Source organism: Pseudomonas sp. GL_091 (assembly GCF_057837725.1).
Window position 1 is genome coordinate 5,555,561 of record NZ_CM174451.1, and the last position, 12,331, is coordinate 5,567,891.

The window sequence follows — 12,331 nt, forward strand, 5'->3', positions numbered from 1 at the left end:
CCTTGTGGGAGCGAGCCTGCTCGCGATAGCGGTGGATCAGACTGCATCTCTGCTGGATGCCAGATTGCTATCGCGAGCAGGCTCGCTCCCACAAGGATCTATATTGGTCTGAAGGTTAGTGCCTCAGGCACATCCACATCCCACAACACACCGGGATCATCCACTGCCACCTCAACCACCCGCCCTTGGGCGAACAACGGTTTGGCGCCACGATCCCCGGATAACGCCATCAACCCCGCTGCGAAGTCCCGTCCGAACCAGACTGGATGCCCGTACCCACCGCCCTGCACGGGCACGCTGATACTGTCATCGCCAATTCCGGCCATCACTTGCTCGATACTGGACGGCAGGATGAACGGCATATCCCCCAGCACCATCAGCCAGCCATCGAGTTGCTTGCAGGCAGCGACTCCCGCGGCAATGCTGTCACCCATTCCCGTCGATTCGATCAGTACAATCTCGCAACCATAGGCCTGAGCCATACGAACCACTTGCGGGCGGTCAGCAGTGGTCACCAGCACGCGTTTGTCCAGCGCCGCCGGCAGGTTGACCAACGTGTGCTCGATGACGGACCGCACTACGCCGTCACGCCCAGTGCAATCGGCCACCAATTTATCCTTTTCAGCACCCGCCACCTGGCGAAACCGGCTGCCCTGCCCCGCTGCCAGTACGACGACGCCAATGGACTTGCTCATACGCTCTCCCGCAAGACTTTCTTCTGCTTCAGTTCGACGCCATTTTTGACCGCCACGATTTCCGCCATGAGCGACAAGGCAATTTCCGCTGGATTATGACTGCCGATGTGCAAACCGATCGGACCATGCAAGCGGTCAATCGCCGATTGCGACAAACCCAGTTGAGCCAGGTTTTCCCGGCGCTTCTGGCTGTTGACCCGCGAGCCCAGCGCCCCGACGTAAAAAGCCCTGGAATCCAGGGCTGTGAGCAGCGCCATGTCGTCCAGACGCGGATCATGGGTCAAGGCCACGATGGCCGTGCGTTCATCGGTCTGGATGTTCAATACCGCCTCATCCGGCATGCCCGAAACGAATCTTCCGTGCTGCTCCTCCCAGCCATAGACGAACTCGCTACGCGGATCGCAAATCAGTACCTCGAAATCCAGCAGCCGGGCCATTTCCGCCACATAGCGCGATAGCTGCCCCGCGCCGATCAGCAGCAAGCGCCAGCGCGGGCCATAGATCGCCCGCAAGGTCTGCCCGTCGAATGTCAACACATCAGCTTTATTGGCCGGCTGCAAAAGCACTTCGCCGGTGGCCAGGTTCAGTTCGCGCGCAACGATTTCATGGGCCTCGCATCGGGCGAGCAATTGCTCGACCCAATCCCCATCGTCGATACGCTCCTCGGTCAAGCGCAAGGTGCCACCGCAAGGCAAGCCGAAACGTGCTGCTTCCTCGCGGGTCACGCCGTAGGTGATCAGTTGCACTGGCGGCCCCTCAAGCGCAAGGCGCCCGTCGTGCAGCCGGGCGATCAAGTCATCCTCGACACACCCGCCGGAAACCGAACCAATCACCATGCCGTCTTCGCGCAAGGCAAGCATGGCCCCGGGTGCCCGGGGCGCAGTGCCCCAGGTTTCGACCACGCTGTACAACACCACCCGCTGACCGGCGCGATGCCATTGCAACACACTGCGCAGGACGTTCAGATCAGCGCTGTCCATCAGGCGCCAGCCTTCTGCCAGCCCGACAGCTGATAACGAACCGGCAGGTTGCGGATGCGTTTGCCGGTGGCAGCAAAGATCGCATTGCACAGTGCCGGCGCAATCGGTGGCACGCCCGGCTCACCCACACCGCCCAATGGGACGTTGCCCGGCGGCGTCACCAGATGCACTGCCACTTCTTTTGGCGCCAGAGACATGCGCGCCACCTCGTACATGTGGAAGTTATCCTGCTGCACTTTACCGTCCTTGAAGCTGATTTCCCCCAGCACCGCATTACCCAGGCCCATGACACAGGCGCCTTCGAATTGCGCGCGAATCCGCTCGGGGTTGATCTGTGGTCCGCAATCGACGGCGATGTCGGCCTTGTGCACCACCAGTGTGCCGTCGTCTTTGACCTCCACCTCGATCACCGCCGCCACATATGTCACGAAGCTGTAATGCACCGCCAGGCCCAAACCGCGCCCTTTGGGCAACTCACGCCCCCAACCGGCGGCTTTGGCGGCGGTCTCCAGTACCGTGCGCAGACGCGCGGTGTCGATCGGATAACGCTCGGGGGATTCGCCGTAGTTCCACTCTTCACTCAAGGTGCGCGGATCGATCTGACGGTCCGGGCCGAGCAATCTTATCTGGTACTTGAGTGGGTCCTGCCCGGCCTTGTGCGCCAGCTCATCGATAAAGCTCTGGATCGCGAAGCCATGGGGAATGTTCGACACCGAGCGATACCAACCCACCCGGGTATGCACCGTTGCCTCGGGGTTTTCCAGGCGAATGCTGGGGATCGCATACGCCATGTTGGTGAAGCCCATGCCCAGTTCGAACGCCGCCTCATGGTTCATGCCCGGCGCAAACAACGCGGTGATGCTCGGCGCCACCGTACGGTGCAACCAGCCGGACGGCAGGCCATCCTTGTTCAGGCTGGCCTTGAGGTATTCGGCCGACACGGTGTGGAAGTAGGAACAGTGGATGTCGTCTTCGCGGGTCCATTGCACCCGCACCGCTTTGCCGGGGAACTCCTTGGCGAGGATCGCGGCCTCGATGATGAAGTCAGGCTTGGACTTGCGCCCGAATCCGCCACCGAGCAGGGTCACGTTGAACGTGACTTTGTCGAACGGCAGGCCTAGGCGTTCACCGATCCGTTCCCGGGTGACCTGCGGCGCCTGGCTTGGCCCCCAGGCTTCGCAGGCACCGTCCTTGAACCGCGCAATGGCGACCATCGGTTCCATCGGCGACTGTGACAAATGCGGCAAGTAGTAGGTGGCTTCCAGGGTGCTATCGGCGCTGGCCATGGCCTTTTCGAGGTTGCCGGTATTGCGCACCACCTTGCCGGGCTTGAGCGAGGCCGCTTCAAGTTCCTTGCGATAGGCAATCGAGTCGTAGCTGGCGTTGGGGCCGTCGTCCCACTCGATTTTCAGCGCCTCGCGGCCCTTGATCGCTGCCCAGGTATTGCTCGCCACCACGGCGATGCCGCCCAGGGGCTGGAACTCCGAGGGCAAAGGCCGGCTTTCGATCTGTACCACTTTGACCACGCCGGGGACTTTCATCGCCGAGCTGCCATCAAAGCTTTTGACTTTGCCGCCATACACCGTGGGCCGCGCAATGGTCGCGTACAGCATGCCGTCGAAATGCACGTCGGCGCCGTACACCGCACGGCCGTTGACGATGTCCTCCCCATCGATGGCCTTGGTGCCTTCCTTGCCGATGTAACGGAACTCAGCGGGTTGCTTGAGCTTCAGGCTGTCGCGGGCCGGAACCGGCAACGCGCCTGCGGCGGAGGCCAGGGCGCCATATCCGATTTCGCGGCCAGAAGGCTCATGGACGACCTTGTGCAGTTGCGCGTGACACTCACCGACCGGCACTTTCCATTGTGCGGCAGCGGCCTGTTCGAGCATGGTCCGCGCAGCGGCACCGCAGCGGCGCATCGGCTCGTACCAGTGACGCATGCTGCGCGAGCCGTCGGTGTCCTGGTTGCCGAAGCGCACTTCATCGCCGGGGGCCTGCTGCACCTTGACCATCGCCCAGTCGGCTTCCAGTTCATCGGCCACCACCATGGTCAAACTGGTGCGCACGCCCTGGCCCATCTCCGAGCGGTTGCAGATCACGGTCACCGTGCCATCCGCGGCGATGCTCACGTAGACTTTCGGATCGTCGACCCAGCCGTGGGGCATGCCGTCGGCGCCGAACTTTTTCTCTTTTTCTTCGGCAAATGCGTCTTGCCAGCCCCAGCTCGCCGCCAATACCAGCGCACTGGTGGCACCCACACTTTTCAGGAAGCCACGGCGACTGAGCCGGCTCAGATTGCTCAGGGCGAAATCATTCGGTAAGCGGCTCATGCCTTGGCCTCCTTCAGGTGGGTGGAGGCCTGGCGGATCGCGGTCTTGATGCGATTGTAGGTGCCGCAGCGACAGATGTTGCCGACCATGGCTTCTTCGATCTGCTCGTCGCTCGGGTTCGGATTGGTCTTGAGCAGCGCCGTCGCCGACATGATTTGCCCGCCCTGGCAGAAGCCGCATTGGGCGACCGCCGTGTCGAGCCAGGCTTGCTGCACGACTTTGCCGATCGGGTCGGCGTGCAGGTTGTCGATGGTGCTGACATTCTGTCCGGCGACTGAGCCGATGGGCGTGATGCAACTGCGTGCCGGAGCCCCTTCGATATGAATGGTGCAGGCGCCGCACAGGCCCATGCCGCAGCCGAACTTGGTGCCGTTGTAACCGGCCACGTCGCGGATCGCCCAGAGCAGCGGCATGTCCTCGCTGACGTCGAGTTGATGGTCTTGACCATTGAGTTTCAGGGTAATCATGGGCACGCCCGCATAGATCTTGAGTTATGGGGTCGAGCAATCTGCCGCTGGATCTCGGTGGGTCGCACGCAGATCGACTCAGGCTAATGGGCTCTCTTATGCAGTCGCAGACGTCTGCACCGGGCCTTTGGTGGAGCAAGAGTGTGCATCGTTAGCTGACTAAGTTAACCGAGCATTAACAAAAAAGCCCTGCACAAGTGAAGTTGTGCAGGGCTTTTTGATCCGTCTTGAAAGCTTAGCTCAATACCGGTTCGGCTCCATTTCCAGATCGACATGGAAACGCTCGAAAATGTCTTTCTGGATGCGCTGCGCCAGATGGAGCAATTGCATGCCGCTCGCACTCCCGTAATTGACCAACACCAGCGCCTGCATTTTATGCACGCCAGCATCAGCCTCACGGAAACCCTTCCACCCTGCCCGCTCGATCAACCAACCGGCGGCCAGCTTCATCTGCCCGTTGGGTTGCGCATAGGCCACCAGGTCCGGGTATTCGCCCTTGAGCCGTGCCGCCAGCGCCGCCGACACCAAAGGGTTCTTGAAGAAGCTGCCGGCATTGCCGAGTACGGCCGGGTCCGGGAGTTTTTCATTGCGGATGCTGCAAATGGCCTGGCTGACATCGCTGGCGGTCGGATGCTCGATGCCTTGTTCGGTCAGGCGCTGACGCACCGGGCCGTATTCCAGATGCAGATGCGCTGCGCGGTCGAGGGCGAAACGCACACGCAGGATCAACCAACGCCCCGGCTCCTGCTTGAACAGGCTGTCGCGGTAAGCGAAGTTGCACTCTTGCAATGTGAAGTCGCGCAGTTCGCCGGTCTGACGATCGAGGGCGGTCAAGCCGGCGAACACGTCCTTGATCTCGACACCATAAGCGCCGATGTTCTGCATCGGTGCCGCACCGACAGTGCCGGGAATCAGGCTGAGATTTTCCAGGCCGGACAGCCCCAGGGACAGTGTGTGTTGCACAAAGGGATGCCAGGGCTCGCCCGCCTCGGCCTCGATCACCACTTTGCCGCCCTCATCGCTCAGCACGCGAATCCCGCGGGTGGCCATGCGCAGCACCAGCGAATCGATGTCCGCCGTCAGCAGCAGGTTGCTGCCGCCGCCGATCACCAGCACCGGCACCTCGTGTCCCAGCCCATAGGCCAGGGCTTCGCGCACATCGGCGTCGCTATGAGCCTCGGCAAACAGCCGAGCCTGGACATCCACGCCAAAGCTGTTGAACGGCTTGAGCGAAACCTGCGATTGAACCTGCAAACTCATAACCGTCCCTTCAATTCGATCACCAGCAAATCACTGGCGCGCTCGATCAGGTCCAACACCTGTTCGAAGCCTTGGTCGCCGTCGTAATACGGGTCTGGGACCTCATCGACGTCCGACTGATAGCGACGCAGGAACAGATCCAACTCGGCCTTGCCCTTGGCCGGTTGCAAGGCCTTGAGGTTGCGCAGATTGCTGTTGTCCATCGCCAGGATCAGGTCGTAGGTGGCGAAATCGGCGCGGGAGACTTGCCGGGCGCGCTGGGCGGACAAGTCATAACCGCGCAGCTTCGCCGCGGTCTGACTGCGCTTGTCCGGCGCCTTGCCGACATGCCAGTCGCCGGTGCCTGCGGAGGCCACTTCAATCTGATCGGCCAAGCCGGCCTCGCGCAACTTATGCCGCAGCACGCCTTCGGCCGTGGGAGAGCGGCAGATGTTGCCCAGGCAGACAAACAGAACCCGCATCACTTCTCCAGCAGGCGACGAATGCGCTCTAGGTCTTCAACGGTATCGACACCGGCTGGCGGCGCGATCAGTGCGTCGGCCACATGGATCCGCACGCCATGCCACAGGGCACGCAGCTGTTCCAGGCACTCAGTGTTTTCCAGCCAGCATGGACCCCAGCTGACGAAATCCTGCAGGAAACCGGCGCGGTAGGCATAAATGCCGATATGGCGGCGGTACGGCACACCTTCGGGCAACTGCTCAGGGTTCACGGCGAATGCATCCCGCGCCCAGGGCAAAGTGGAACGACTGAACGTCAGCGCCAGGCCATTGAGGTCGCTGACGACCTTGACCACGTTGAGATTGAACAGGGTGTCCACGTCTTCGATCGGCTCGGCCAGGGTGGCCATGCGCGCTTCGGTATGAGCAGCCAGGTTGGCGGCCACCTGGTCGATCACGCTTGGCGGGATCAGCGGTTCGTCGCCCTGTACGTTGACCACGATGGCATCGGGCGCCAGGCCCAGTTTCATCGCGACTTCGGCCAGGCGATCAGTGCCGGAGTTGTGGTCTTCACGGGTCAGTACCACTTCGGCGCCGAAGCCCTTGCAGGCCTCGATAATGCGCGCATCGTCGGTGGCGACTACCACACGCTCGGCACCGCTTTTGCTCGCCTGTTCCCAGACGTGCTGGATCATCGGCTTGCCGGCGATCAGCAGCAGTGGCTTGCCTGGCAGGCGGGTAGAGGCGAAACGCGACGGAATGACGACGGTAAAGGCTGTAGTCATTTGTCCAGGCGCTCGTCGGTGGTCAGGGTACGTGCTTCGGATTCGAGCATCACCGGGATGCCGTCGCGAATCGGGTAGGCCAGGCCTGCACCCTTGCTGATCAGCTCGGTCTTGTCGGCGCTGAGCTTGAGCGGACCTTTGCAGACCGGGCAAGCGAGGATATCGAGCAATTTGGTGTCCATGAGCATTCCCTGGAAAAAATGGAGTTAAGGCAACAAACGAGCCGGCAGCAGGCGCATCAGCTGTGTGTCGAACCAGGCCACGAAGGCCGGCGACGGCACGGCATCGACCGCCAGGTACCACCAGTCGGCGGTAGCAAAGGCACGGCATTTCACCGCGTCCTTTTCCGTCATTACCAACGGCAATGACGGCGTGAAATTCAACGTCTCCACGCTGTATTCGGCGTGGTCGGCAAACGCATGTGGAACCGGCTGCCAGTGTAGCGTTTCGAGGGTCTTGAAGAAACGTTGCGGATTGCCGATGCCGGCCACCGCGTGCACAAACTGGCCTGCGCCGAAGTGGTCGAGGGGACGTCGTTCGCCGCTGCGCAGGTTGACCAGCGTGGTGGGTTGCAACTGGAAGGCAAAACCGTCCTCGCGGTCGGCCGTGGCACCGTTGTAGAGCACCGCGTCGACGCTTTGCAGGCGCTCGGCTGGTTCGCGCAATGGCCCGGCAGGCAGGCATCGACGGTTGCCCAGGCCGCGGGCGGCGTCGATCAGCACCAGTTCCAGGTCACGGGCCAGGCGGTAGTGCTGCATGCCGTCGTCGGACAGGATCAGGTCCAGCGGCTCACTGGCAAGCAAGGCTTTGACGGCGTTGCTGCGATTGGGGTCGATCATCAGCGGCACGCCCGTGCGCTGGACGATCAGCAACGGCTCGTCACCGGCGACGTCGGCGCTGTGCTCGGCCTCGACCCTCCATGGCAACTGCGGCGGTTTGGCGCCGTAGCCACGGCTGACCACTCCGACCCGCAGGCCGCTGCGCTGGCAGTGCTCGATCATCCACAGAATCAGCGGCGTCTTGCCGGTGCCACCCACGGTGATGTTGCCGACCACGATCAGCGGCACCGGCGGCTGATAGATCTCGCCCTCACCCGCCAGAAAGCGTTTGCGCTTGTTCATTACCACGCGCCGGTACAGCCATTCCAATGGCTGCAACAGTTTCAGGGCCGGATGACCTGCGTACCACGCGGCGAGCAATCGATCGGACATGGCCATCAGGGCGCCGGGGGCGCCGCCTCGATGGTGATCATGCGCAAATGACTGAAGCCGAGTTTGCCGGCCGCATCCATGGCAGTCACCACGGACTGATGCTGAGTCTTGCCATCAGCGCTGATGGACAGCGGTCGGTTGGTGTCGCCGTTGGCTGCTTTTTGCAGCGCGTCCATCAGCGAAGCCAGGTCGCTTTTCGGCAAAATCTGGTTGTTCACCGAGAACACGCCGTCGGCGCTGATGGCGATGTCCAAAGGCTTGCTCTGATCGTCGGCCGGCGTGCCACTGACCGCTTCCGGCAGATCGACGCGCAGCTGGGTTTCACGGGTGAAGGTGGTGGTCACGACAAAAAACAGCAGCAGGATGAACACCACGTCGATCAGCGACGCGAGGTTGATGTCCACCGTTTCCCGTGGTTTGCGGCGGAATTTCACGCTTTGCTCCCGGTCAGGTCCACATCGCGATCGCCCTGCACCACTTCGACCAGCTTGATCGCTTCCTGCTCCATGCCCACCACCAGCTCATCGATCCGGCGTTGCAGGAAACGGTGGAAGAACACCGAGGGGATACCCACCATCAGGCCCGCAGCCGTGGTGATCAGGGCCTTGGAAATACCACCGGCCAGTACCGAGGCGTTGGTGGTCATGCCATTGCCTGTGAACGCACTGAAAATATCGATCATGCCCAGCACCGTACCCAGCAGGCCCAGCAACGGCGCCATGGCGGCGATGGTGCCAAGGGCGGCGACGTAGCGTTCGAGCTCATGGATGACCCGTTGTGCGGCCTCTTCGATGCACTCCTTCATGATCTCGCGACCATGCCTGGAGTTGGCCAGGCCGGCCGCCAGGATCTCGCCCAACGGGGAGTTGGCGCGCAGTTCCTTGAGTTTTTCCTTATTGAGTTGTTTGTCCTTGATCCAGACCCAGACCTGCCCGAGCAAGTGCTCCGGGGTCACGCGGCTGGCTCGCAGGGTCCAGAGGCGTTCGGCGACGATCGCCATGGCCGCGATGGAACTCAGAATGATCGGCAACATCATCCAGCCGCCGGATTTGACCAATTCCCACACAGTGACAGTCCCCTCGAAAAAGTGCGCCACTCTAACATAGGGGGTGCAAGCACCGAAGACCGTGATGTCGCATCCGGTCGGGCTTTAATAACGCTCGGTTATCTGTTCAAGGGCGGCGGATCGCGCCAGAAACGCCGTTCCTGACGCATTGACCACGGCGGCTCGAAGCGTCCCAGTTGCAGACGAATGGCACCTTGTTCGGCGCTGTCGTAGATCGCCATTCCACGTTTTTGATAACGCGCGATGACCGTCGCATGCGGATGGCCAAACGAATTGCCCTGCCCGCGGGAGATCAGCGCACCTTTAGGTTGCAGGACATCCAGCAGGGCCTTGGACGACGAACTGCGACTGCCGTGGTGTGGCGCCTGCAGCCAATCGGTGGGCAGGGCCAACGGACTGTCCAGCAGGGCTCTCTCGGCGGCGGCATCGATGTCGCCACTCAACAGCAACCGTTCGCCATTGGCCTCGATCAGCAAGACACAGGAGTTCTGGTTGCTGTCGCCGGCCAATGGCCAATGCCAAAGCTGGAAATCGACTTCATCCCAGGTCCATTGCCGGCCGCTCTCACACCGCTCGGCCTGCAACTCCACAGGCAAGTCTGACGGTTCACCACTGACCACCTGTTTCACCGGCAAGCCCTTGGCAATCGCCGGGGCACCACCGGCATGATCGGCATGGGCGTGGCTGATCAGCATCAGATCGAGCCCCTTCACCCCCAGTTTGCGCAACGTCGGCAGCACCACCCGCTCCCCCTGGTCGAGTTCACCGAAACGCGGTCCGGCGTCATACAGCAACGTGTGATGCCGAGTGCGCACCAGGATCGCCAGGCCCTGACCGACATCCAATTGCCAGACTTCGGCCATGCCTTCCTGCAACATCGGCCTGGGCGAAAAAACCAGCATCAACAGCATGGGCCACCCTAACGGGCGCATCGGTACGCCTCGCGGCAGCAATAGCAAGAAGGCGCCACTGGCACCGATTACCCAGGCCCATAGCGGGACTGTTGCGGGCACCCACGCGGGCACCTGACCGGAGACGAGTTCCAACCCCCTGAACCAGCCGTCGATCAGGCCGCCCGCCAGCCACAGCAACTTCTCACCCACGTAAGGCACCGGCAGCAACAGCGTCCCGAGCAACGCCGGTGGCAGGACCACCAGACTGATCCAGGGCACCGCGAACAAATTGGCCAGCGGCCCGCTGAGACTGATTGGCAACCCCAAAGCCAGTAACAACGGGAACAGCCCGATTGCTATCAGCCATTGGGCACGGGTCCAGGTCTGCCACCAACGCCAGGGCCCCAAACGTCCGCCGAAGGTCAATATCAAGACTGCCACGGCCGCGAAAGACAGCCAGAAACCAGGCTGAAGACTCGCCAGCGGCTCCAGCAGCAATATGCCGTTGAGTGCCAACAACAGTGGCCACCATGCTCCGAGATGACGGAACCGTAGACGCCACAACAACACCATTGCAATCATCAGGCAGGCCCGCTGCACCGGCACCTCGAATCCGGCCAGCATCCCGTAACCGAGCGCAGCGGCGAATGCCAGGCCGCACGCCCAGGGCAACCATGGCAGACGGTTCGGCCATAGCCCAAAGCGGGCCAGGCCGGCGATCAGCAGATACACGACGCCCGCCAGCAATCCGATGTGCTGCCCGGAAATCACCAACAGATGCACCGTGCCGGTGTCCTGCAATACCTGCCAGTCTTCGCGACTCAGCCCGGCGCCGTCCCCGAGTACCAATGCCGTCAACGCGCCGCTTCGCCCTTGGGCATCCACCGCCAGCAAACGCTGACGGATTCCATCGCGCCAGGCCCATTGGGCTGGTGCAAGACGCTCGCCCTGCTTGACCGTCCCGGTCGCCCCGATGCGTTGTGCCAGTAACCAGGCCTGGTAATCGAAGGCCTGCGGATTGAGGAGCCCGGCCGGGCGCTTCAACTTGACTGCCAGGCGCCAGCGTTCGCCACTGCTCACCGGCGGCCCGCCGTACCAGGCCAGGCGCATTTGCCGCGGCAGCCGGGTACGCCGGGACTGGATGTCGGTCAATTCGAATCGCACGACACCGTCGTCATGCCGGGGCAAGCCGGTGACCCGCCCTTCGACCCAGCGGGTTTCTCCGTCCAGCGTCGGCGGCAACCGGTCGTCCAGCGCCCACTGCGCATTCGCGCAGGCCCAGCTCAAACCGAACAAGTAAAACGCCACCGGAGACGTCCTGAACGGCAGCAACATCAAACCCGCCACCGGCATCGCCAGCCACAACCAGACCGGCGGCAGTGCCGGTAAAAAGCGCAAGGTCAGCAGACCCAACGCCAGCGCCATCATCCCTGTGCGCATAAGCCCGTCCTTGAGAGTACCCTCAAGGCTTAGCCCGCCCGTCGGATGGGCGTCGTCAATAATTGTCACAAAATCTGAATGGGCAGCTCATAGAATCCAGACATACTTGCCGCCCTGACCGACCGAGAAGCCTTATGCCCCGGCGCTTATTCAAACGTTACATGCCAGACCCGATGAGCATCAGGGAACACAAGTCCTTACGCTTTCTCGGCACGCTGTTGCATGACCCGAACCTGTGGCACCTCAATCGCCACTCCGTTGCCCGCGCCATGGCAGTGGGGCTGTTCGCCGCGTTCCTGCCGATCCCGCTGCAGATGCTGCTGGCGGCCATCCTCGCCATTATCGTGCGCGGCAACATGCCGATTGCCGTGAGCCTGGTCTGGCTGACCAACCCGATCACCATGCCCGCGGTATTCTTCTGCACCTACCAGGCCGGTGCCTGGCTGATGGACGTTCCCGCCCGGCAGTTGCCGGACTCACTGACCTGGGAATGGATCAGGGGTGAAATCTCGACCTTGTGGCAACCGTTTCTGCTGGGCTCGGTAGTGACGGGGCTGGCACTCGGTGCACTGGCCTACTTCCTGGTGATGATGTATTGGCGCTGGTGGGTGGCCAGACAGTGGAAGCGGCGCAAGAAGAACCGGATGTGATAATGCAAAACGGCCTCCACTTGGGAGGCCGTTTTTTTGTGGTGTCTGGGCTGACGCCTTCGCGAGCAGGCTCGCTCCCACATTCAATCTACGCGGCGAACAAGATCCCCTGTG

The 12,331-nt window shown here is 62.1% G+C and carries 13 protein-coding genes; 1 reads left to right on the forward strand and 12 read right to left on the reverse strand.

The features are described from left to right. Positions 1–98: 98 nt before the first annotated feature. The 12 genes from AC3ITY_RS25180 to AC3ITY_RS25235 form a co-directional block, all read right to left on the reverse strand. Positions 99–695 carry a nucleotidyltransferase family protein gene (locus AC3ITY_RS25180; RefSeq protein ID WP_489305658.1) on the reverse strand — a complete coding sequence of 199 codons (597 nt, stop codon included), beginning with the start codon at positions 693–695 and terminating at the stop codon, positions 99–101. After that, positions 692–1,675, reverse strand: a complete 984-nt coding sequence (locus AC3ITY_RS25185) for an XdhC family protein (protein WP_489305659.1) — start codon at positions 1,673–1,675, stop codon at positions 692–694. The genes AC3ITY_RS25180 and AC3ITY_RS25185 overlap by 4 nt, the downstream gene beginning before the upstream one ends. Next, complete coding sequence (locus AC3ITY_RS25190; RefSeq protein WP_489305660.1) at positions 1,675–4,005, reverse strand: xanthine dehydrogenase family protein molybdopterin-binding subunit; 2,331 nt, start codon at positions 4,003–4,005, stop codon at positions 1,675–1,677. The genes AC3ITY_RS25185 and AC3ITY_RS25190 overlap by 1 nt, the downstream gene beginning before the upstream one ends. Next, positions 4,002–4,472: a (2Fe-2S)-binding protein gene (locus AC3ITY_RS25195; protein WP_489305662.1), complete on the reverse strand. Its 471-nt coding sequence runs from the start codon at positions 4,470–4,472 to the stop codon at positions 4,002–4,004. Before AC3ITY_RS25195 ends, AC3ITY_RS25190 begins: the two co-directional genes overlap by 4 nt. A 240-nt stretch (positions 4,473–4,712) precedes the next feature. After that, on the reverse strand, positions 4,713–5,732 hold the full coding sequence (gene murB / locus AC3ITY_RS25200) for a UDP-N-acetylmuramate dehydrogenase (protein WP_489305664.1): 1,020 nt from the start codon (positions 5,730–5,732) through the stop codon (positions 4,713–4,715). Further along, a complete protein-coding gene (locus AC3ITY_RS25205) occupies positions 5,729–6,193 on the reverse strand; it encodes a low molecular weight protein-tyrosine-phosphatase (RefSeq protein ID WP_489305665.1) in 465 nt (154 codons plus the stop codon). The genes murB and AC3ITY_RS25205 overlap by 4 nt, the downstream gene beginning before the upstream one ends. Further along, positions 6,193–6,957, reverse strand: a complete 765-nt coding sequence (kdsB, locus tag AC3ITY_RS25210; RefSeq protein WP_477754719.1) for a 3-deoxy-manno-octulosonate cytidylyltransferase — start codon at positions 6,955–6,957, stop codon at positions 6,193–6,195. Before kdsB ends, AC3ITY_RS25205 begins: the two co-directional genes overlap by 1 nt. After that, positions 6,954–7,139 carry a Trm112 family protein gene (locus AC3ITY_RS25215; RefSeq protein ID WP_003179363.1) on the reverse strand — a complete coding sequence of 62 codons (186 nt, stop codon included), beginning with the start codon at positions 7,137–7,139 and terminating at the stop codon, positions 6,954–6,956. The genes kdsB and AC3ITY_RS25215 overlap by 4 nt, the downstream gene beginning before the upstream one ends. Positions 7,140–7,163: 24 nt before the next feature. After that, entirely contained in the window at positions 7,164–8,174 is a 1,011-nt protein-coding gene (lpxK, locus tag AC3ITY_RS25220) for a tetraacyldisaccharide 4'-kinase (protein ID WP_489305666.1), read from the reverse strand. Further along, positions 8,174–8,602: an ExbD/TolR family protein gene (locus AC3ITY_RS25225; protein WP_489305667.1), complete on the reverse strand. Its 429-nt coding sequence runs from the start codon at positions 8,600–8,602 to the stop codon at positions 8,174–8,176. The genes lpxK and AC3ITY_RS25225 overlap by 1 nt, the downstream gene beginning before the upstream one ends. Continuing rightward, positions 8,599–9,234, reverse strand: a complete 636-nt coding sequence (locus AC3ITY_RS25230; protein WP_489305669.1) for a MotA/TolQ/ExbB proton channel family protein — start codon at positions 9,232–9,234, stop codon at positions 8,599–8,601. The genes AC3ITY_RS25225 and AC3ITY_RS25230 overlap by 4 nt, the downstream gene beginning before the upstream one ends. Before the next feature lie 98 nt (positions 9,235–9,332). Further along, on the reverse strand, positions 9,333–11,567 hold the full coding sequence (locus AC3ITY_RS25235) for a DNA internalization-related competence protein ComEC/Rec2 (RefSeq protein WP_489305671.1): 2,235 nt from the start codon (positions 11,565–11,567) through the stop codon (positions 9,333–9,335). 134 nt (positions 11,568–11,701) lie between these two features. On the opposite strand from AC3ITY_RS25235, the gene AC3ITY_RS25240 reads away from it, so the two are divergent. Beyond that, the gene (locus AC3ITY_RS25240; protein WP_489305672.1) at positions 11,702–12,217 is read left to right on the forward strand and encodes a DUF2062 domain-containing protein; all 516 of its coding nucleotides are present in this window, start codon (positions 11,702–11,704) and stop codon (positions 12,215–12,217) included. The last annotated feature ends 114 nt before the right edge of the window (positions 12,218–12,331 follow it).